At 36.0% G+C, this 20,545-nt stretch carries 25 protein-coding genes and 1 pseudogene; 1 reads left to right on the top strand and 25 read right to left on the bottom strand.

Going from position 1 to position 20,545, the window contains the following annotated elements; all coding sequences use genetic code 11:
- Positions 1 to 626 precede the first annotated feature (626 nt).
- A complete protein-coding gene (gene sohB, locus ERCILAFE3058_RS01455; RefSeq protein ID WP_157989708.1) occupies positions 627 to 1,652 on the top strand; it encodes a protease SohB in 1,026 nt (341 codons plus the stop codon).
- 648 nt (positions 1,653 to 2,300) lie between these two features.
- Here the strand turns inward: sohB and orn are convergent.
- The 25 genes and pseudogenes from orn to rplP form a co-directional block, all read right to left on the bottom strand.
- The gene (gene orn / locus ERCILAFE3058_RS01450) at positions 2,301 to 2,855 is read right to left on the bottom strand and encodes an oligoribonuclease (RefSeq protein ID WP_157989707.1); all 555 of its coding nucleotides are present in this window, start codon (positions 2,853 to 2,855) and stop codon (positions 2,301 to 2,303) included.
- 953 nt (positions 2,856 to 3,808) lie between these two features.
- A pseudogene (locus ERCILAFE3058_RS01445) lies at positions 3,809 to 4,563 on the bottom strand (class I SAM-dependent methyltransferase).
- Between the two features lie 7 nt (positions 4,564 to 4,570).
- A complete protein-coding gene (gene prlC / locus ERCILAFE3058_RS01440) occupies positions 4,571 to 6,631 on the bottom strand; it encodes an oligopeptidase A (protein WP_157989706.1) in 2,061 nt (686 codons plus the stop codon).
- A gap of 1,294 nt (positions 6,632 to 7,925) precedes the next feature.
- Positions 7,926 to 9,362, bottom strand: a complete 1,437-nt coding sequence (hldE, locus tag ERCILAFE3058_RS01435; protein WP_157989705.1) for a bifunctional D-glycero-beta-D-manno-heptose-7-phosphate kinase/D-glycero-beta-D-manno-heptose 1-phosphate adenylyltransferase HldE — start codon at positions 9,360 to 9,362, stop codon at positions 7,926 to 7,928.
- 1,139 nt (positions 9,363 to 10,501) lie between these two features.
- Entirely contained in the window at positions 10,502 to 10,840 is a 339-nt protein-coding gene (locus tag ERCILAFE3058_RS01430) for a TusE/DsrC/DsvC family sulfur relay protein (protein ID WP_157989704.1), read from the bottom strand.
- A 194-nt stretch (positions 10,841 to 11,034) separates the two neighbouring features.
- Positions 11,035 to 11,406 (bottom strand): 50S ribosomal protein L17, encoded by a 372-nt coding sequence (rplQ, locus tag ERCILAFE3058_RS01425; RefSeq protein WP_157989703.1) that lies wholly within the window; start codon positions 11,404 to 11,406, stop codon positions 11,035 to 11,037.
- Between the two features lie 24 nt (positions 11,407 to 11,430).
- The gene (locus ERCILAFE3058_RS01420; RefSeq protein WP_157989702.1) at positions 11,431 to 12,432 is read right to left on the bottom strand and encodes a DNA-directed RNA polymerase subunit alpha; all 1,002 of its coding nucleotides are present in this window, start codon (positions 12,430 to 12,432) and stop codon (positions 11,431 to 11,433) included.
- 23 nt (positions 12,433 to 12,455) lie between these two features.
- A complete protein-coding gene (rpsD, locus tag ERCILAFE3058_RS01415; protein ID WP_157989701.1) occupies positions 12,456 to 13,076 on the bottom strand; it encodes a 30S ribosomal protein S4 in 621 nt (206 codons plus the stop codon).
- Positions 13,077 to 13,107: 31 nt separating this feature from the next.
- A complete protein-coding gene (gene rpsK, locus ERCILAFE3058_RS01410) occupies positions 13,108 to 13,497 on the bottom strand; it encodes a 30S ribosomal protein S11 (RefSeq protein WP_157989700.1) in 390 nt (129 codons plus the stop codon).
- Positions 13,498 to 13,513: 16 nt separating this feature from the next.
- Positions 13,514 to 13,870, bottom strand: coding sequence for a 30S ribosomal protein S13 (gene rpsM / locus ERCILAFE3058_RS01405; protein ID WP_157989699.1), 357 nt, complete (start codon positions 13,868 to 13,870; stop codon positions 13,514 to 13,516).
- Between the two features lie 142 nt (positions 13,871 to 14,012).
- Entirely contained in the window at positions 14,013 to 14,129 is a 117-nt protein-coding gene (rpmJ, locus tag ERCILAFE3058_RS01400) for a 50S ribosomal protein L36 (protein ID WP_157989698.1), read from the bottom strand.
- Positions 14,130 to 14,145: 16 nt separating this feature from the next.
- Positions 14,146 to 15,477, bottom strand: coding sequence for a preprotein translocase subunit SecY (secY, locus tag ERCILAFE3058_RS01395; protein ID WP_157989697.1), 1,332 nt, complete (start codon positions 15,475 to 15,477; stop codon positions 14,146 to 14,148).
- A 7-nt stretch (positions 15,478 to 15,484) separates the two neighbouring features.
- Positions 15,485 to 15,919, bottom strand: a complete 435-nt coding sequence (gene rplO, locus ERCILAFE3058_RS01390) for a 50S ribosomal protein L15 (protein WP_157989696.1) — start codon at positions 15,917 to 15,919, stop codon at positions 15,485 to 15,487.
- Positions 15,920 to 15,922: 3 nt separating this feature from the next.
- Complete coding sequence (gene rpmD / locus ERCILAFE3058_RS01385) at positions 15,923 to 16,105, bottom strand: 50S ribosomal protein L30 (protein WP_157989695.1); 183 nt, start codon at positions 16,103 to 16,105, stop codon at positions 15,923 to 15,925.
- A complete protein-coding gene (rpsE, locus tag ERCILAFE3058_RS01380) occupies positions 16,098 to 16,613 on the bottom strand; it encodes a 30S ribosomal protein S5 (RefSeq protein ID WP_157989694.1) in 516 nt (171 codons plus the stop codon). Before rpsE ends, rpmD begins: the two co-directional genes overlap by 8 nt.
- Before the next feature lie 15 nt (positions 16,614 to 16,628).
- Entirely contained in the window at positions 16,629 to 16,982 is a 354-nt protein-coding gene (gene rplR / locus ERCILAFE3058_RS01375; RefSeq protein ID WP_157989693.1) for a 50S ribosomal protein L18, read from the bottom strand.
- A 9-nt stretch (positions 16,983 to 16,991) separates the two neighbouring features.
- Positions 16,992 to 17,525 (bottom strand): 50S ribosomal protein L6, encoded by a 534-nt coding sequence (gene rplF / locus ERCILAFE3058_RS01370; RefSeq protein WP_157989692.1) that lies wholly within the window; start codon positions 17,523 to 17,525, stop codon positions 16,992 to 16,994.
- 13 nt (positions 17,526 to 17,538) lie between these two features.
- Entirely contained in the window at positions 17,539 to 17,931 is a 393-nt protein-coding gene (gene rpsH / locus ERCILAFE3058_RS01365) for a 30S ribosomal protein S8 (RefSeq protein ID WP_157989691.1), read from the bottom strand.
- 30 nt (positions 17,932 to 17,961) lie between these two features.
- A complete protein-coding gene (gene rpsN, locus ERCILAFE3058_RS01360) occupies positions 17,962 to 18,267 on the bottom strand; it encodes a 30S ribosomal protein S14 (RefSeq protein ID WP_157989690.1) in 306 nt (101 codons plus the stop codon).
- A 16-nt stretch (positions 18,268 to 18,283) separates the two neighbouring features.
- Positions 18,284 to 18,823 (bottom strand): 50S ribosomal protein L5, encoded by a 540-nt coding sequence (gene rplE / locus ERCILAFE3058_RS01355; RefSeq protein ID WP_157989689.1) that lies wholly within the window; start codon positions 18,821 to 18,823, stop codon positions 18,284 to 18,286.
- 14 nt (positions 18,824 to 18,837) lie between these two features.
- Positions 18,838 to 19,152, bottom strand: a complete 315-nt coding sequence (rplX, locus tag ERCILAFE3058_RS01350; RefSeq protein ID WP_157989688.1) for a 50S ribosomal protein L24 — start codon at positions 19,150 to 19,152, stop codon at positions 18,838 to 18,840.
- A 9-nt stretch (positions 19,153 to 19,161) separates the two neighbouring features.
- On the bottom strand, positions 19,162 to 19,533 hold the full coding sequence (gene rplN, locus ERCILAFE3058_RS01345; RefSeq protein ID WP_157989687.1) for a 50S ribosomal protein L14: 372 nt from the start codon (positions 19,531 to 19,533) through the stop codon (positions 19,162 to 19,164).
- A 143-nt stretch (positions 19,534 to 19,676) separates the two neighbouring features.
- On the bottom strand, positions 19,677 to 19,934 hold the full coding sequence (gene rpsQ / locus ERCILAFE3058_RS01340; RefSeq protein WP_157989686.1) for a 30S ribosomal protein S17: 258 nt from the start codon (positions 19,932 to 19,934) through the stop codon (positions 19,677 to 19,679).
- Entirely contained in the window at positions 19,931 to 20,125 is a 195-nt protein-coding gene (gene rpmC / locus ERCILAFE3058_RS01335; protein WP_157989685.1) for a 50S ribosomal protein L29, read from the bottom strand. The genes rpsQ and rpmC overlap by 4 nt, the downstream gene beginning before the upstream one ends.
- On the bottom strand, positions 20,125 to 20,535 hold the full coding sequence (gene rplP, locus ERCILAFE3058_RS01330; protein ID WP_157989684.1) for a 50S ribosomal protein L16: 411 nt from the start codon (positions 20,533 to 20,535) through the stop codon (positions 20,125 to 20,127). Before rplP ends, rpmC begins: the two co-directional genes overlap by 1 nt.
- Positions 20,536 to 20,545 lie beyond the last annotated feature (10 nt).

The following is a 20,545-nucleotide window of genomic DNA, read 5'->3' as shown; positions in this document are numbered from 1 at the left end:
CATACATCAAATCACATGATTCCATTATCAAAATCATCTATATGATTAATCTGATTTTACGTTATGTATCTGCAAGTGACTCCCATATTCAGCACATGGTCGTCTAAAGGTACGAACCATCAAAAAAAACGCTACAAAATAACTGTTATTATACTAAGTGATTAGTAATCTTAGCCATAACTACTAATACAGTGATATTTTCATTACATTATTATATAATATTGATACATGCTTCAAATATTTTACTATATAAAATATGATAAGATAAGTCTGTTAATTTTATCGATCACTGTATAAATATCGCATACTGATCTGACAGAATGACAAGTGTTGCGTGTAATGAAAATACTTTTTTTCTGGTGTTAGAACAACCACTAGGGTTCTTATAAAATTAACTAAATAAACTATATGATAATAATATAATTAATGATCGTTCGTAGAACCTTCTAAGCGATTATGATACTTTTGTAAAAATCAATATATTGAAAACATAACGAAAGTAGATAATAGGTCTACTCTTATGGAAACTCACTTCTATTCTTGATAGAATAACAGAAAAGAGATGACTTGACGTCAAGGTGACGATAAACTAGATTTATTTATAAATATAATTTAAGGCGGATGCAGTGGATCTACTTTCTTTTTATGGACTCTTTCTTGCTAAAACAATTACTATTATGATAGCTCTAACAATGTTAATGCTTATAATTCCTACTATCAAAAAGCGTCATAATTCTAGATCTGGAAGGCTAATGTTAATACGATTAGATAAGTATTATCATGAAGTACAAAATAAAATACATTTAGAACAAATGAACCCTTTGCAACAAAAATTATGGAAAAAAGAACATAAAAAGAAAGAACAAAAAGAAGCAAAATATACTAAAAAACAAACTAAATTAGTACAAAACAAAAAAAAACCAACATTATATGTCATTAACTTCAAAGGTAGTATGGATGCTAGAGAAGTCTCTTCCCTTCGAAAAGAGGTATCGGCGATTGTTTCTGCAGCAGAAACAGGTGATGAAGTACTGTTGCGTCTTGAAAGCCCTGGGGGTGTAGTACATGGTTACGGGTTAGCTGCATCGCAACTGCAACGTTTGCGAAAAAATGGTATTACTCTGATAATATCTGTAGATAAAATTGCAACTAGTGGCGGTTATATGATGGCTTGTGTGGCTAATTGCATCATTGCAGCTCCTTTCGCACTAGTTGGTTCTATTGGGGTAGTAGGGCAGATCCCTAATTTTCATCGTTTTTTAAAGCACAATAAAATTGATCTGGAGCTTTATACCGCAGGGGAATATAAACGTACATTAACACTGTTTGGTGAAAATACCGCAGAGGGACGTGAAAAATTTCGTGATAACTTAAATCAAACACATATTCTTTTTAAGCAGTTTGTGCATCAAATGCGGCCAAAGTTATATATAGATCAAGTAGCCAATGGTGAATATTGGTACGGTACTCAAGCATTAGAAAAAGGTTTAATAGATATTATTAGTACTAGCGATGATTGGATCATGGAGAAGATTTCTACACATCAGGTAATCGAAGTACGCTATCTTTATAGTAAAAGTATGTTAGATCGTTTAAATCATAAAATTTCGTATAGTATCAGTAAATTACTTGAGCGCATTATAGCACAATAAGTACATTATTACTGATTTTGAAGTTCATAAGATGTCGTAAGGTAAAAACTCACAATATATGTGATACTAAAACTCAATGAAAAGGATCTCTGTGTCATATCTTCTTACGAAGCATCTAAAAGATATGCATGAGAATTAGTGAGCATTCGTTAACTAAGAAAATTTTATTGATAAATATATTATTAGAGTTGTCTTAAAGAATTTATTATTCTTGTGGATGTATATTAGTCCTCGTATCCATTTTTTGAAAAAAATCAAATGTGTTTTGTTATACTTGTTACGATAACGCTTTGATACACACAATCAGTCAATATCTAGATCTGGTTTTTAAAGTATCCAATAGTGATTAACCTGCAATATAATTTTATAAAAATATTGCAGATACGATATTTATACTATTGGATGAAAAATCACAGATTGTACTGTACAATACATTTTGAGATTGTAATGATATGGACATCATATAATCATATTACTAAATAAAAGAAACTTACTTCGCTCACTGTATAAAATATATTTCATTGATGTTTAGCATATTTTAAATTATAGTTATCTAGAAATAAAAATAATATTTTACTAATAATCTTTAGTACACTGCATCAGTAGTTGTCTCTAGAAAACTACTATAAATGCACAGTACATGTCTTTCTAGTGATGGATGCATTGAATAAAATATTTACGATAGTAGAGGAGTTCTAATACAGAATCATGAACATCCTCTAAAGCTTGATGCATTCCTTTCTTATTTAAACCCAGCAAAATATCGGGTTTCCAACGACGTACTAATTCTTTTATAGTGCTAACATCTATATGACGATAGTGGAAGTAAGCCTCTAGATCCGGCATATATTTAAATAAAAAACGACGATCCTGTGTAATACTATTTCCACACATCGGTGAACTCCGAGCAGGCACCCATAATTTTAAAAAATCTAAGATGGCTATTTCAGCATCATGCTCATTAGTTTTACTGACATTTACCCGATCGATTAAACCACTACAAGTATGGGTGTGCATATTCCACTCATCCATCATTGCTAACTGTAATATAGGTTGATGTATTGCAAATACTAGCCCTTCGGTAAGAATGTTTAAATTAGAATCTGTGAGTAGTATAGCAATTTCTAAAATACGATCTCTCTCTGGGTTTAAACCAGTCATTTCAAGATCAATCCATATAAGATGATTCGCATTTAAAGCCATAGTGTATCCTGCTATAAGCACGGCATTGTCAATGACAATATACATATATTCTTTACATAAACAGCTTTTATTAAAAAGCATTGACTGAATCTATTTGATGTTTTTAACAAAAGCGTTTTACATATTATCTGTTTCTTACGCAATTTATATTTCTCGCTATCATAGCGAAATATGAAGCCATGCGTATGGTTCAAAAACTTATATCTAATATACAAATACTACTACGTATAGCTATAAGCACTAACTCCATATTTACTATCTATCGGTAATCAGAAAGAATACGTAAAGCATTAATAGCATTCTACACACGTCAAGATACAGATCGAATGTATTGTCAATCTACTAATATCATATAATGATATATACATACTTCATGCATTACTATACGAATGACGCATAAAATAAACATATATTTAGTAATATTAATAGAGAAAATTTAGATGACATGGATAACTTATGCAATCTATCGATCTACTAATATAAGTTATCTAAAGCAATCAGCATCGAGAGTAGACTATTAATTAATAAAGGCAAGAATGTACGATATATAGCAATCATCTACCACAGTAGACTACTTGTTGTATTATATAGACACTTATGCAATAATACATAGCAGTATTTCTGTATTTGTTTTACACATAATATATCAAGCTTCTATCAACCATCCTATGTATTTTCTCTCCATAAGAAAAAATCCGATACAGACTTAGACTCTCGTATTTTTCTATTAGAATCCTATAAATAACCATGTGCGTATTATATAAAAAGAGAAAATTATTGTTCCTGTTGAACTCTCATATATCTACACAATACACTCTTAATTAGACACTAGAGTATTGTACAATACCAATATCCACCTGAGAGATAATCCAAACTCGATCCGTCCTAAAATTTTCTATGATAGGAAATATCATCCTTTTTCTATTTAATTGTACAATTTATTATCATAGATATCATATGTGTATCGGGGTATAAATGTCAAAACGATGATTTATAGTATTTATATAATTATCTGTTTTTATACCCGCTAATGATTGAGCATATCGTGAACGCTTAACGACTACGCGTTTTTTTGCAAGTAGTCGCGCGCACTCTAACAACTGATCTGCATCCTGATCGACTCCTATTAAACACTGCAGCATACGCATTTCTTTCTTTACTAATGCACTTTTTTTTTATTTGGATACATGGGATCCAGGTAGATCACATCTGGTTTGGGGGTAATATTACTTAAACAAAATAGACTAGGGGTATGTAATAATATTAGACGTACACGTAGCCAGAAACCAATTTCATGATCAGAATATCCACGTCGTAGTCCGTCTTCAAGTAGTGCTGAAATAATAGGATTACGCTCTAACATTCGTACTCGACAACCACATGACGCTAGAACAAAAGCATCACGGGCCAACCCTGCGGTCGCATCTAGTACGTCTGGAAAATAATTTCCCTTTATACCTACTGCCTTGGCTATTGCTTCATGCCGTCCGCCACCAAATTTACGTCTATAAGTAGCTTGCTTAGAAGAAAAATTCACTGAAACGCCTCCAAGTAAAGGCTCATCTCTTTTGCGCAGTTCAAGATATGATGGCTTGATAACTAATGCCAGTAATGCATTTTTATCATGTTTCAGCTGCAATCGAGTTGCTAATATAGACGCACTATGACTCCCTATTTCACCTGATTCATCTAACAAGCAAATTTGCATCAATATATTACCTTTCGTCACTTATTAATGGAATTCCATATTGATTGAGCATAGCGTCTATCTTTGGTGCCCTTCCCAGGAACCTATAAAATAAAGTCATTGGCTGCTCAGCGCCACCCTGTGTAAGAATATTATCAAGAAATGACTGCCCAGTTTTCCGGTTAAAAATTCCTTCCATCTTAAAACGAGACCAAGCATCTGCGGCTAGAATATTAGCCCATAAATAACTATAATATCCTGCTGCATAACCACCAGAAAAGATATGGTTAAAGGTATGAGGGAAACGACTCCATTCTGGTTCTTGTATCTTAGAAATACGATGTTGTATCTCCTTAAACATCACTAAAACTTGTAAATCGTCATTGGGATTTCTCTCAGAATGTAAACACAGATCAAATAAAGACAAGACGAGCTGTCTCTGTATGTACAATGCGCTCTGATAATTTTTTGCTGATACAATTTTATGAACAAATTCTTGAGGTAATGGTGCGTGCGTTTTGTAATGCCCAGACAGTAATACTAACACCTCTGGTTCCCAACACCAGTTTTCCATAAGTTGACTCGGTAATTCTACTGCATCCCACGGTACCCCATTAATTCCCGATACTCCGCATATTTCAATTTCTGTTAACATATGATGTAATCCATGCCCAAACTCATGAAAAAGAGTAATTATTTCCTCATGAGTAAATAGCGCTATTTTACCGCCAGCGGGGCGATGAAAATTACAAGTGATATAAGCTACTGGCTTTTGAAGCCTACCATCTGACATGCGCATCTGGCCGATACATTCATCCATCCATGCCCCGCTGCACTTATTATCCCGTGTATATAAGTCAAGAAAAAAACTTCCACGGAGCGTGTTAGTTTCATCAAATAGCTCAAAAAAACGCACATCTTCATGATAAACCTCAACATCATGACGTTCTGTAGTATTAACACCATAAACGCGGTTGAGTATTATGAATAGTCCATTTAATACGCGATGCTCTGGAAAATAAGGACGTATCTTTTCATCAGAAAGATGAAATAAATGCTGTTTTTGTTTTTCACTCACAAATGCCATATCCCATGGTTCTAAAATATGCATTTTATACATTTCTTTCGCAAAAGCATATAACTGAGTGGTTTCTTTTTCTGCCTGTGATTGTACACATTTTTCTATATCATACAAAAAATGCATAACTTGAGATACATTTTCTGCCATTTTAGTTGAAAGAGATTGAGCAGCATAAGACTCAAAACCAAGAATCTGAGATAATTCATGACGCAATGCTAATATTTCAGACATTATCTCTGTATTATCCCATTTCCCAGCATTCGGACCTTGATCAGAGGCACGTGTAGCATATGCATAATATACTTCTTCTCGTATAGATCGATTATTACAATATGTCATCACTGCTAGATAGCTTGGTAAATCTAAAGTCAAAAGCCACCCATGCTGCCCCTTCTGTACTGCTTGCGCTTTCATATCTTCTATCATACGTTCTGGGATACCCTCCAGATCACTTTGATCTGTAATTAATTTACTCCAACCCATGGTAGCATCGAGAACATTATTGCTATATATGGAAGATAATATGGATAAACGGATAGAAATCTCTTTATAACGATCTTGTTGTTCTTTTTGTAGTCCAATACCAGCAAATTTAAAATCACGTAAAATATTATCGACAACTTTTTTTTGTGCAATGCTTAGAGATTCATAGCTATCACCTTCCTCTTTAAGGTTACAGTACGCTTTATATAGCCCTTCATGTTGTCCAATCCAAGTACTATACTCAGAAATAATAGGTAATATTTTCTCATATTCTGTACGTAATGAAGGGGTATTTTTTACTAAATGTAAATGGCTTACTGGTGAAAGTGCACGGCTCATCTTGTTATCAACTTCCAAAAAAGGCTGGACAAAATTATTCCAGTTGTATGGCCTATCTTGAGATAGCATGTTATTTACGGTATCTTGACATTCATGTAAAATTTGTGTTATCGCTGGCACTATATGTATAGCATTAATAGAATGAAAAGGAGGAAGAGTAAAAGAAGCAAGTAATGGATTATCCATGATGTAGTCCTTTTATAAAAGAAGTCAAACAGACTGCACTAAAAAATAGTATTTAATAAATTTAGTAAAAGTAGCGCTTATGATAAAAAATTTCTTTGTCATAATTATGAAGTTGTAAATATTTATGGATATAAAATGGTTGGACGGTACTAATATGTATCAAGAATCACAACGCTTGATCAGCGATCATATTGTTTATATATCCTATGTCAATCCACATATATTGTTACAAAAAACGGTGCGATCATTGTGAAATTAATATAATATACATTGATGAATCTTTAAAAATGATTTGTAAAGATTCATCAATGTATAAAACTTCTAGCGTACCTTACGCCACAGATATGTATTGTGCTATCGCCACAAAAAAATCTATCTATAGCTTGCATCCTTTATAATAGTATATTTTAAACATAAACGATGAATGAAAATATATCTCTCTATTGTCAATAGAGAGTGTTCTTCTCTATAAGAAGCGCTTTTATTTCGCAAACATCGTTTATAATATTTTTCTCTAATATTTACTGCATATCTAGTGAGATTGAAAAAATACTATACATATCCTAGGTGGAGCTCATCATAATTCCTATCTTTAATGCAGTAGCTCTATTGTGAGCTATAAAAATATAGTTAAATTTATAGTTATAGTGAATACTTATATATTCTATGTAGCGATGTTATATATAGTATCAGTAAACCTTCTGAAGAAATATATATACTGTAATCTATAAAGCAATAGAATCTACTTCCTCCCTCTTGTTTTTTCGTTATCTGCTACATCTAATTTTCTTGTATTATGCGATAATATTTTAAAAATCGATAATTATCCGATATGAAGATACCTCTATGATCACACCTATTACTATAGAATAATCGTAATATATAAAATATCTTGCTTACCCTTATAACAAAAAATTTATAAAAATATTTACATGACTCAAAGTATCAACTTTACATACTACATTGGTTTTAAATAGAATATCAATATACAAATATTAATAGAAACGAGTGGTTTATTTATGCACATGTATTTTATTACAATACAATGCATACAGATCTTATAAACTGCATTATTTAAATCTATCACTATTTTCAGATTTCTGAAAGCATAAATGAATACGATACAATCGCGCTTTACCACTTCCAGTGAAACTATCTTTCTGGATATGGTGGCTAATCATTACATACAAAATTTCTATCATTCAAAAATTTACGTGGAAATATTAGAAATATTGCATCTATAAAAATATGGTGACAGAGATTGTCATCATGCAATAAGCAAAAATGATATCAGTTAACTAATGCGTGAAATAATTTCTTCAATAATCTTACTAGTACTAATCCCTTCTTCAAAATTTAACACCCTGACATCCCCTCCGTTTTCTAACACCTCTTTTCTACCTGCAATATCTTCAGATTTATTTTGATAATCTCCGCCTTTCACTAAAATATCAGGAAGAACCGCCTTAATAATCCGTTGCGGAATATCTTCGTCAAAACTAATAACCCAGTCTACTGTTTTAAGAGCATTTAAAACTCTAATGCGATTTATGAGAGAATTAATTGGCCGTGTTACTCCCTTCAACCGACGCGTAGATACGTCACTATTGACTGCTACAATTAATCGATCTCCTAACTTACGTGCATTAGCAAGATAAGAAACATGTCCGGCATGTAGGAGATCAAATACCCCATTAGTCATGACAATCTTCTCACCACGTTCTCTAGCTTTTTGTACCATAAAAAGCAATTGTTCTTCGTTTATTTCTCCTGAATCTGTCTCTGAAAAACCTATTACTGCTCTCTCTATCTCTATTGGAGATACGGTTGCAGTTCCAATTTTACCCACTACTATACCTGCAGCTATATTAGCAAAAAAACAACTTGCCGCCAGTGTTTCTCCCGCCGCTAAAGCACTTGCTATTACGCCGATCACTGTATCGCCTGCGCCAGTCACATCAAAAACTTCTTTTGCTTGTGTCGGCAGATACAGAGGTGATTTTCCTGGTTGCAATAACGTCATACCGTTCTCCGAACGTGTAATCAATAGTGCAGAAAATGCATACTTTTCTATTAACGCTAAGCCTCGTGCAATAATATCATCTTCACTGTAACACTTCCCTACTACCTCTTCAAATTCATGTAAGGTTGGCGTCAGAAGAGTTGCACCATAATAACGAGAGAAATCTTTTCCTTTTGGATCTACTAAAATAGAAATGTTTTCTTTACGTGCTAAAGATATGATATCTTTTATACGGGAGAGAGCTCCTTTAGCATAATCGGATAATACTAAAACTCTCACCTGTGAGAGTAAATTCTGCATTCTATGATATATTTTCTCAGCATTCACCTCTTCAAATCTTTTCTCAAAATCCAGACGTATCAGCTGCTGGTTACGTGAGAGTATGCGTAGTTTAATAATTGTAGGATGAGTGGATGTAGCCACTAAGTCACACTGTACCTGACGATCCCGCAAGATATTCATAAGAATATCTGCTGCATCATCTATCCCAATTAAACCAACTAAATAAGCCTTAGAGCCTAATGCAGCGATATTCATAGCTACATTAGCTGCCCCACCTGGGTGTTCCTCTACTGTATACACGTTTACAACTGGCACTGGTGCTTCAGGAGACATTCGAGTAGCAGTACCACACCAATAGCGATCTAACATTACATCCCCTATGATCAATACGCTTGCATTCGTAAAATCAGGAAGGGTAAGCTTCATTCGTAATCACTCCATACTCAATTAAAATTGATGTTGGTGAATAATAGAACAAATGTAATATATTGTATGACGTTCAAAAATATTGCGACACTATCAACATAACCTATGTAGGTTAGTGATAAGAACTCCATTATTGTAAATACTTTTAAGTCAGGTTTTTTCGAACATAACATGTAGCGCACATTTGACACCATACGCACAAAAATGCAATGGTAACTTCACTTATTCTATGAAATTGACAGTAATATAAAGCATGATTACGATTAATTATAAGAAATCCACATGAGTATCATATAAACAATACGTCCCATATGCATATATATCTTTAGTAATATAGATCAGAATCATCTAGAATTAAAAAGTACTAGACACGTTAAATAACGTTATGTACTCCTGCACACTTCGATGATTTTTATTTTATGAAATATATTGAGCTTATCTATATGATCAGATTTACAGTGAGATAACACTCTGCTAATAATTAGTTATGCGTTTATGATATTAATCAATATCCATTTTATTTGAATTGAATTACGAAGTTTTATCAAAATAATATATATCGTACACTCACTATAAAAAGAAGCGCTTGTGCTATGTATATCCTGTACATTATAGATATATAAAATATTTATGAAAATATTTCAATACTTGTAAGTACGCCACTACAAACTGCAAATACAGCACAATGCAGATTCATGATTGATAGGATCTTGATGTACTGAACTACATTTGTGTTATGAAATAATTCTTGATATTCTTACTATATTTCATAACCTTAGGAGGTTCAATAATATATTTTTAGCACAGCTAAATATCTAAAAAAATATAAGCATTCTAGATACAGTTTTTTCATATAAAATGGTGTAATGCAGAAATTTTCTCGCTATGATACATGCTTCATATTAAAGATATGCCAGTATTTTTAACAACATTCACAAAGTAACGTTATAACTGTCACACCAAGGTCTTGGATTTTTTGTAAGGCATGATAAATAAGTAACCACTCTCTTTATAGTCAGTAACCGTCATACATGTAATAGGGTAGTATGATGTGGATATATCTATCATCATAATTTAGTCTTTTAATAGAAAGACGAATTTAGTAAATATACCAGCAAGTTAGTCAGATATATAAGTATTTAAAGACACTGCACAGGTTTTGGAAGACCAGCAATTTTAGTTGCTTGCTTAGCTGGACCTTTGGGAAAAAGGCGGAAAAGATAACGACTATTTCCATGCTCTTTTCCGTGTCTTTGTTCTATTGCTTTAACTAACATACGTATTGTTGGTGAAATATTAAATTCTAAATAGAAGTGACGTACAAGATATATAATTTCCCAATGTGCCAGACTGAGTTCGATGCCTTCCTCTTTTGCTAGCTCTTTAGCAACATGCTCACTCCAATTTTCAAAAAAAATTAAGTAACCATGTAAGTCACGTACTGTTATAGAAGTGCTTTCTGATCTATAATTCTTCATTTATAACATACTCAATTATTCATAGAAACAAGCGATACACTTGATATGAATCTAATATTATATAATATATCTGATATTTTATACACTGCAGCTCACACACTCATCCTTATACAAAAAACACGCATCATATGTATACATTTTATCCAAATATAAAAGTGTACCAATATAAAGTGTTGTGATTTTACCAGAATGTATTATTCTTGTGTTTCCAAACGATCAAGGAACTTAATATAAACCATTGGAGCATTATCACCCAGTCGAAAACCGCATTTTAATATTTGTGTATAACCACCTTGACGGTGCGCAAATTGCGGGCCAAGTTTAGTAAATAATTTCGCTACTACTTCGTTGTTGCGAATACGAGCAAATACTAGGCGACGATTAGCTACACTATCCACCTTAGACAGTGTAATCAATGGCTCAATGATACGGCGTAATTCTTTTGCTTTTGGTAAGGTGGTTTTAATTACCTCATGATGCACCAAAGAAATAGCGATATTACGGAACAGAGCCTGACGATGGCTACTATTACGGTTGAGTTTGCGACCAATTTTACGATGTCGCATATACTTCTCCTCCTTACGAAAAGCTTAACCTACGATTAGATTATTAATTAGTACAGCTGGCGGCCAATTTTCTAAGCGCATTCCAAGAGATAAGCTACGAGCTGCTAGCACATCTTTAATCTCAGTAAGAGATTTTTTACCTAGATTAGGTGTCTTCAGAAGCTCTACCTCAGTACGCTGTACTAGATCACCAATATAGTGAATAGCCTCTGCTTTAAGACAATTAGCAGAACGCACAGTTAATTCTAGATCATCCACCGGACGTAATAAAATGGGATCAAATTCTGGTTTTTCTTCTTTAATTTCAGGCTGACGTACATCTCTTAAATCAATGAATGCCTCTAATTGTTCTGATAAAATAGTAGCTGCTCTTCGGATGGCCTCCTCAGGATCAATAGTGCCGTTTGTTTCAATCTCTATCACCAATTTATCTAAATCAGTTCTCTGCTCTACACGCGCTGACTCAACATTATAGGCAATACGCTCTATGGGACTGTAACAAGCGTCAATTAACAATGTACCGACCGCACGCTCATCTAATACAGCATTCACTCTCGAAGAAGCTGGCACATAACCGCGACCACGCTGTACTTTGATACGCATACTAATACTAGCGTTTTCGTTCGTTAGGTGACATAGTAAATGTGTTTTTTGCATAATCTCAACATCGGCATTATAAGTAATGTCCCCTGCCATTACCGGACCTACACCAGTTTTATGCAACGAAAGAGTTACTTCATCTTTCCCATAAAGTATAATTGCTAACCCTTTTATATTCAAAAGAATTTCTAAAATGTCCTCTTTAACGCCCTCTTTAGTACTGTACTCATGTAAAACACCATCAATCTCAACTTCAGTCACAGCACAGCCTGGCATCGATGATAACAAAATACGGCGTAATGCATTCCCTAGAGTATGGCCAAATCCACGCTCTAAAGGCTCAAGAGTCACTTTCGCACATCTCGAGCTTATTTGATCAATATCCACTAAGCGCGGTTTTAAAAATTTAGTAACAGAACCCTGCATTATGTCCTCTCTTGAATCCTACTTTATTTAGAGTAAAGCTCGACGATCAGGTGTTCATTAATATCTGCAGTAAGGTCAGTACGTCCAGGAACATATTTAAAGATCCCTTCCATTTTATTCACATCTACAGTTAACCATGTTGGATGTTCACGCTGGTTAGCTAACTCTAAAGCAGCTTGTACACGAGATTGCTTTTTTGCTTTTGCTCTAATACTGATAACATCATTCAACGCTACCTGGTAAGAAGCAATATTAACTACTCGACGATTTACCATAATGGATTTATGACTCACTAACTGACGTGCTTCTGCACGTGTAGCCCCAAAACCCATACGATAAACTACATTATCTAGACGCCCTTCGAGCAACGATAACAAATTATCTCCCGTATTACCTCTTAAGCGTGTTGCTGTTTTATAATAATTATGAAATTGACGCTCTAGTATTCCATACATACGACGAACTTTCTGTTTTTCTCGTAATTGTACTCCGTAATCAGATAAGCGCATCTTGCGCGCTCCATGCTGACCAGGAGATTTGTCTAATTTACATTTAGTATCAATTGCACGAATACCAGACTTAAGAAATAGATCCGTACCTTCACGACGACTTATTTTTAGTGTTGGCCCCAGATATCTTGCCATGTTTTTCTCCAAGATTCCTCAAAACGAAATGTTACACGCGACGTTTTTTGGGTGGACGACAACCGTTATGTGGGATTGGAGTCACATCGGTAATATTCGTAATGCGAAAACCAGCAGCATTTAAAGCACGAATAGTTGACTCACGACCTGGACCAGGACCTTTGACCATCACTTCCAAGTTTTTAATACCATAATCTTTTACAGATTCAGCACAATGCTCGGCAGCAACCTGTGCAGCAAATGGAGTAGATTTACGAGAACCACGGAAACCGGATCCTCCGGCAGTCGCCCACCCTAATGCATTACCCTGACGGTCAGTAATTGTCACGATAGTATTATTAAATGATGCATGAATATGAGCTACACCATCAGACAATTGTTTTTTTACGCGCTTACGTGAACGAATTGGTGCCTTTACCATTATTTAATCACCTACATTATTTCTTGATCGGTTTACGGGGGCCTTTGCGTGTCCTGGCGTTAGTTTTAGTGCGTTGACCGCGCACTGGCAAACCACGACGATGGCGCAATCCACGATAACAACCAAGATCCATTAAACGCTTAATACTGAGAGTAACTTCACGACGTAAATCACCTTCAACGACAAATTTTGTTACTGCATCGCGAAGCATGTCCATTTGTTCTTCTAGTAGATCACTGATCTTAACCTCTTCGGCGATACCCGTTAACCCACAGATAGACTGTGCACGACTTTTGCCAATACCGAATATCGCAGTTAATGCAATGACGGTGTGTTTATGATCAGGAATGTTAATCCCTGCTATACGGGCCACTATGCACTCCTATATATTGATAACTAGTACTGTTATGATACCGTTTATATCCAAAAGCCCTTTAGGATACTTCTATTAGTAGACATAGTCAATACACAGAAAATGAAAGTCGGTCTGATCACACCTGAAATATGAGACCACATTAGCCTTGTCGCTGCTTATGTTTAGGCTCTGTGCTGCAAATTACTCGCACAACACCTTTTCTACGAATAACCTTACAATTGCGACAAAATTTTCTTACCGAGGCACATACTTTCACTTTTGCTCTCCACCCACTAAGGACTATAATTTTTCAAATTTGCTTTATTTAAAACAGACTCGTATTGACTTGACATTAATAGAATCTGCACTTGTGATATAAAGTCCATAATCACAACAACTACAATGAGTAAAGATGTACCACCAAAATAAAATGGAACTTTCATTGCATTGCGTAAAAACTCTGGAATAAGACAAATAAAAGTAATATATAAAGCACCAATGAACGTCAGTCGAGTCATAACTTTATTAATATACTTTGCTGTTTGTTCTCCTGGACGAATGCCTAAAATAAATGCACCACATTTTTTTAGGTTATCTGCTGTTTCACGCGGGTTAAAAACCAAAGAAGTATAAAAGAAAGAAAAAAATATAATTGCTATAGTATATAGTATCACATAAAATGGTTGGCCAGGCTGCAGTGAGAACGAAAGAGTGGTTAACCATCCTAAATTTTTCTCACCCCCAAACCAAGATGTAATAGTGGCTGGCAGTAAGATTACGCTAGAAGCAAAAATAGCAGGAATAACTCCAGACATATTAACTTTTAGCGGTAAATGCGTGTGATGTGCCGCATATATGCGTCGACCTTGCTGACGTTTCGCGTAATGTACGATAATTCTTCTTTGACCGCGCTCAATAAATACAACAAATAAGGTTACTGCAAACACTAAAGACGCCACACAAAGCAATAAGATAAAGTTTAGATCCCCTTGTCTTGCTTGTTCGATAGTATGTACAATCGCAGGCGGTAAACCTGCAACAATACCTGCAAAAATTATTATGGAGATACCATTGCCAATCCCTCTCTCCGTAATTTGTTCACCTAGCCACATCAGAAACATAGTCCCAGTCACTAAGCTAATCACGGCAGTAATATAAAATCCATATCCTGGATCTAATACCAAACCTTTCATACCTGGTATATTTGGTAAACCTACTGCTATACCGATAGACTGACACACACCTAATAATAGCGTACCATAGCGAGTATATTGATTAATTTTTTGACGGCCCGTCTCACCTTCTTTTTTTAGTTCAGATAATTTCGGATGTATCATGGATATTATCTGCACTATAATAGATGAGGAGATATAAGGCATAATGCCTAAAGCAAAGATAGATGCACGACTCAAGGCGCCACCAGAGAACATATTAAATACTTCAATAATGGTTCCGCGCTGATGTTCTAATAGGTTGGAAACAATAGTAACATCAATACCTGGTATCGGAATGAAAGAACCAATACGAAAAATAGTAAGAGCCAAAACCACAAATATTAGTCTTGTCTTGAGCTCACGTAAACCACTTTTTGCGCTCTGGAAATTTATTCCTGATTGCTTAGTCATCTAAAACTCACGCCTCAATTATACCACCAGCAGCGAGTATTGCAGAACGAGCACCTCTTGTAATACGAAGGCCTCGGATCGTAATTGCTCGAGTGATGTCACCACATAGAATTATTTTTACAAATGCAATCTTCATACCAATTAAACGTGCTGCTTTAAGCGTTTTTAGATCAACGATAGTACCTTCAATTTTATTCAGATCAGATAAACGTACTTGTGAGGTCACAATGGCCTTATGGGAAATAAAACCAAATTTTGGTAAACGCCGATACAAAGGCATCTGCCCTCCTTCGAATCCACGATGTGCGCCACTACCAGCGCGTGACTTTTGGCCTTTATGACCCCGCCCAGCAGTTTTCCCGAAGCCAGAACCCAAACCACGTCCTAAGCGTTTTGTTACATGCTTTGACCCATGAGCAGGCGAAAGAGTATTTAGATGCACCGATTACTCCTCCTCTACTTTAATCATATACGAAATCACATTAATCATACCTCGAATAGAAGGAGTGTCCTCACGATATACAGTATGGTGTATTCGACGGAGGCCTAAGCCAATCAGTGTAGCTTTATGTTTTGGTAAGCAGCCAATTGCACTACGTATTTGAGTAATCTTAATTGTATTAACCATTGCGAATACCCTCAAGAATATTTTCAACGGATTTTCCACGCTTAGCGGCAACACTTTCTGGTGATTTCATATTCATAAGACCCGCTAAAGTAGCACGTACTACATTAATAGGATTAGTAGATCCGTAGGCTTTTGCCAAGACATCATGGATACCAGTAACTTCTAAGACAGCTCGCATCGCGCCTCCGGCAATAATTCCAGTGCCCTCTGAGGCTGGCTTCATAAATACACGAGAGCCAGTATGGCATCCTGTAACAGGATGCTGCAGCGTACCTTTGTTTAGCGAAAAATAGCTCATATTTCTCCGAGCCTTTTCCATTGCTTTTTGAATTGCTGCTGGAACCTCCCGTGCCTTACCATAACCGAAGCCCATGCGCCCATTACCATCTCCTACAACAGTTAATGCTGTAAACGAAAAAATACGACCACCTTTTACAGTTTTAGAAACGCGATTCACTGCAATGAGTTTTTCTTGTAGTTCGCCAGCTTGTTTGTCGATATTTGCCATCTTACACCTTATACCTTAGAACTGTAGGCCAGCATCACGAGCTGCGTCTGCCAATGCCTGAACCCGACCATGATATTGAAAGCCAGAGCGATCAAAAGAAACATGTGTAATACCTTTTCCAATTGCACGTTCAGCAACTGCCTTACCAACAGTAATCGCAGCATCTTTATTACCCGTGTATTTTAGTTGCGTATAAATTACTTTTTCTATTGTCGAGGCAGTCACTAAAGTTTTAGAACCATTAGGAGAAATGATTTGTGCATATATATGACGTGAAGTACGGTGTATCACCAAACGAATAGCACCAAGATCTTTTAGTTGACAACGTAAGCGAGTTGCTCGTCTGAGACGAGAAGCTTTTTTATCCATAATGTTACCCTATTTTTTCTTAGCCTCTTTGCGACGTACGACTTCATGAGCATAACGTACTCCTTTACCTTTATAAGGTTCAGGAAGGCGATAAGATCGTAAATCAGCGGCAACTTGACCTAGTAGTTGTTTATCAGCACTTCTTAGTGTAATATCAGTTTGACTAATGCACGTAGCGGTAATTCCTTGGGGTAGCGTATGATTGATGGGATGAGATAAGCCTAAGGATAAAGTTAACTTGTTATCTGCTAGCGTAGCGCGATAGCCGACTCCTACCAGCTGTATCTTTTTAATAAAACCTTCTGTTACACCAATAATCATAGCGTACACTAAAGCGCGAGCAGTACCTGCTTGAGCCCATCCATCAATAAAACCTTTTTTTGGAAAGAAAACAAGAGTATTATCTACTTTTTTAACTATCACGGCTTGATGTAAAGTACGACGTAACTGCTCATTTTTACCTATAACAGAAATTATCTGACCGTTCACGCTTACCTGTACATGTATAGGAATACTAACGGGTGTTTTAGCCACACGAGACATTTCCCCTCCAATTTTAAGCTATGTAACAGATAATTTCGCCACCTAAACCTGTTTGACGAGCCGTACGATCAGTCATAACACCCTTAGAAGTAGACACTACAGAAATACCTAGACCAGCCATAACTTTAGGTAATTGATGTTTTCTCTTGTAGATCCTTAAACCTGGACGACTAACACGTTCAATGCTCTCAACAACAGATTTACCATTGAAATACTTTAAAATTAATTCTAACTCCGACTTAACATCCTGTGTTTTTTTATATGCTGTAATGTAGCCTTCCTCTTTCAGAACATGCGCAATGGCTAATTTTATTTTAGAAGAGGGCATCTTGACTGAAACTTTATTTGCAGATTGGCCGTTACGGATACGAGTCAGCATATCTGCAATCGGATCTTGCATGCTCATCTATCTTTACTCCTAGTATGTAATTTGTGATTACCAGCTTGCTTTTTTCAAACCAGGCACCTCACCCCGCATGGCGGCTTCACGCAACTTAATCCGACTCAATCCAAATTTTCCTACATAACCATGTGGACGACCAGTTTGACGGCAGCGGTTACGCTGACGTGATGGACTTGCATCACGAGGTATAGTCTGCAACTTAAGAACTGCATTCCAGCGATCTTCAGAAGATGAGTGCAGGCTCGAAATAATCAATTTTAATGCTTCGCGTTGCGAACGATATTTTTGTGCCATCCGAACGCGAACAACTTCACGTGCTTTTAGTGCTTTTTTAGCCATCAGGCAGACCTCCCTCTTACTTTCGAAATGGGAAATGAAATGCATTCAATAGCGCTAAGCCTTCATCATCCGATCTGGCAGTGGTGGTAATACTAATATCCATTCCGCGAATACGATCGACGCGATCATAATTAATTTCTGGGAAAATAATTTGTTCACGGACTCCTATGCTATAATTTCCATGTCCATCAAAAGATGCAGGCGACAAACCCCTGAAATCACGAATACGTGGAACAGCAATAGAAATTAGACGCTCAAAAAACTCCCACATCCGTTCACCGCGCAGAGTAACTTTACAACCGATTGGGTAACCTTGACGTATTTTAAAGCTTGCAATTGATTTACGCGCGTTAGTGATGACCGGTTTTTGGCCAGAAATGGCTATTAAATCAGCTACCGCATTATCCAGTAATTTCTTATCACCACTCGCTCCACCCACGCCCATATTAAGAGTGATCTTCTCAATACGAGGAACCTGCATCATAGAGTGATATTTTAAATCATGCATTAAATTTTTTACCACTTCTTCTTTATAAAAATCGTGCAATCTCGACATTGTACTACCCCAGACTACTTAATCGTTTTTTTATTAGATTTAAAAAAACGGACTTTTTGGCCTTCTTCAAATCTAAATCCTACTCTATCAGACTTACCAGTTTCTGAATTAAAAATAGCAACATTAGAAATATGTATTGCTGCTTCTTTTTTCATAATGCCACCTGAGTTATGCATAGATGGAACAGGTTTTTGATGTTTTGTAACTAAATTAATACCTTCCACAAAAACTTTTCCGGACAGTAATACTTTTTGTATTTTACCACGTTTACCTTTATCCTTACCTGTAAGAATAATCACTTCATCTTTGCGCTTGATTTTTGCTGCCATTCTTATTCCTTAGAGCACCTCTGGTGCCAAAGAGATAATCTTCATGAACTTTTCACTACGTAATTCACGGGTCACCGGCCCAAAAATTCTTGTTCCGATTGGCTGTTCGTTATTATTATTCAAGATTACACATGCATTCCTATCAAAGCGAATGGCAGAACCATCTGGGCGACGCACGACTTGTTTTGTACGCACGACTACTGCCTTCAGTACATCACCTTTTCTTACCTTACCACGAGGAATTGCCTCTTTAATAGTAATTTTGATGATATCACCTATACTGGCATATCGCCGATGCGAACCACCCAGAACCTTGATACACATTACGCGACGTGCTCCGGAATTATCGGCGACAGTCAACATAGTCTGTTCTTGGATCATTTTAGTACTCCGCTGATGCTTATTATAACTCTCTATAATTATAGAAGAGACTCCAGCATGCTAATACCTATTCCACTATGTGAATAGATAGAAGATAAACGGTTCCTGCAGGAACCGTTTATCTTCTATGCATATGCCGAGCACTAAGAGAGGGTTACTTTTTTTACAATGTTAACAAAAGTCCAAGATTTCGTCTTGGATAATGGACGACATTCTCTGATACTTACTATATCGCCAATCTCACATTGGTTATACTCATCATGTACATGTAATTTTGTGGTACGTTTAATAAATTTTCCATATATTGGATGTTTTACAAAACGCTCAATAGAAACAACAATAGATTTCTCCATTTTATTACTAATTACGCGACCTTGAAGAGTCCGGATGTTATCGGTCATGATATTTTTGCCTTTTGAGTTAATACAGTCTTTACGCGCGCAATATCACGACGAACCTGCTTAAAAATATGAGTTTTTTTAAACTGACTAGATCTTGCCCGCATACGCAAATTGAACTGTTCACGCAAAAGGTTAAGAAGCTGAATCTGAAGATCTTGTATAGTTTGTTCACACAGCTCTGTTGCTTTCATTACATTACCATTTTAGTGACAAAGGTAGTTTTAATAGATAATTTTGCTGCTGCTAACTTAAATGCCTCGCGTGCAACCTCTTCTGGTACACCGTCAATTTCATATAAAACTTTCCCTGGCTGAATCAGGGCGACCCAATACTCAACGTTACCTTTACCTTTACCCATACGTACTTCTAATGGTTTTTCAGTAATGGGCTTATCGGGGAAAATACGTATCCATATTTTACCTTGTCGCTTCATGGCGCGGGTTATAGCACGACGTGCCGCTTCTATCTGACGTGCAGTTAAACGACCACGATCCACAGCTTTTAAGCCAAAAACACCGAAGCTAATATCCGTACCTTGCGCTAGACCACGATTGCGACCTTTTTGCATTTTACGGAATTTTGTACGCCTTGGTTGCAACATCAGCGGTTCT

Origin of the sequence: Candidatus Erwinia haradaeae (assembly GCF_900698955.1) — a bacterium.
Lineage (GTDB): Bacteria > Pseudomonadota > Gammaproteobacteria > Enterobacterales > Enterobacteriaceae > Erwinia_E > Erwinia_E haradaeae_G.
Note: the sequence above shows the minus strand (reverse complement) of the source record. Positions and strands in the feature narration are given on the sequence as shown.

Excerpts from the sequence above, each read along its gene's own strand:
- rplN (WP_157989687.1), bottom strand. The coding sequence starts at position 19,533 with ATGATCCAAGAACAGACTATGTTGACTGTCGCCGATAATTCCGGAGCA.
- rplF (WP_157989692.1), bottom strand. The coding sequence starts at position 17,525 with ATGTCTCGTGTGGCTAAAACACCCGTTAGTATTCCTATACATGTACAG.
- orn (WP_157989707.1), bottom strand. The coding sequence starts at position 2,855 with ATGGCTTTAAATGCGAATCATCTTATATGGATTGATCTTGAAATGACT.
- rpmC (WP_157989685.1), bottom strand. The coding sequence starts at position 20,125 with ATGAAAGCAACAGAGCTGTGTGAACAAACTATACAAGATCTTCAGATT.
- secY (WP_157989697.1), bottom strand. The coding sequence starts at position 15,477 with ATGACTAAGCAATCAGGAATAAATTTCCAGAGCGCAAAAAGTGGTTTA.
- rpsK (WP_157989700.1), bottom strand. The coding sequence starts at position 13,497 with ATGGTAAAGGCACCAATTCGTTCACGTAAGCGCGTAAAAAAACAATTG.
- rpsN (WP_157989690.1), bottom strand. The coding sequence starts at position 18,267 with ATGGCTAAAAAAGCACTAAAAGCACGTGAAGTTGTTCGCGTTCGGATG.
- rplR (WP_157989693.1), bottom strand. The coding sequence starts at position 16,982 with ATGGATAAAAAAGCTTCTCGTCTCAGACGAGCAACTCGCTTACGTTGT.
- rpsD (WP_157989701.1), bottom strand. The coding sequence starts at position 13,076 with ATGGCAAGATATCTGGGGCCAACACTAAAAATAAGTCGTCGTGAAGGT.
- rplP (WP_157989684.1), bottom strand. The coding sequence starts at position 20,535 with ATGTTGCAACCAAGGCGTACAAAATTCCGTAAAATGCAAAAAGGTCGC.
- rpsQ (WP_157989686.1), bottom strand. The coding sequence starts at position 19,934 with ATGACCGATAACATCCGGACTCTTCAAGGTCGCGTAATTAGTAATAAA.
- rpmD (WP_157989695.1), bottom strand. The coding sequence starts at position 16,105 with ATGGTTAATACAATTAAGATTACTCAAATACGTAGTGCAATTGGCTGC.
- ERCILAFE3058_RS01420 (WP_157989702.1), bottom strand. The coding sequence starts at position 12,432 with ATGCAGGGTTCTGTTACTAAATTTTTAAAACCGCGCTTAGTGGATATT.
- rplQ (WP_157989703.1), bottom strand. The coding sequence starts at position 11,406 with ATGCGACATCGTAAAATTGGTCGCAAACTCAACCGTAATAGTAGCCAT.
- rplE (WP_157989689.1), bottom strand. The coding sequence starts at position 18,823 with ATGTCGAGATTGCACGATTTTTATAAAGAAGAAGTGGTAAAAAATTTA.
- rpsE (WP_157989694.1), bottom strand. The coding sequence starts at position 16,613 with ATGGCAAATATCGACAAACAAGCTGGCGAACTACAAGAAAAACTCATT.
- prlC (WP_157989706.1), bottom strand. The coding sequence starts at position 6,631 with ATGGATAATCCATTACTTGCTTCTTTTACTCTTCCTCCTTTTCATTCT.
- ERCILAFE3058_RS01430 (WP_157989704.1), bottom strand. The coding sequence starts at position 10,840 with ATGAAGAATTATAGATCAGAAAGCACTTCTATAACAGTACGTGACTTA.
- rplX (WP_157989688.1), bottom strand. The coding sequence starts at position 19,152 with ATGGCAGCAAAAATCAAGCGCAAAGATGAAGTGATTATTCTTACAGGT.
- hldE (WP_157989705.1), bottom strand. The coding sequence starts at position 9,362 with ATGAAGCTTACCCTTCCTGATTTTACGAATGCAAGCGTATTGATCATA.
- rpsH (WP_157989691.1), bottom strand. The coding sequence starts at position 17,931 with ATGAGCATGCAAGATCCGATTGCAGATATGCTGACTCGTATCCGTAAC.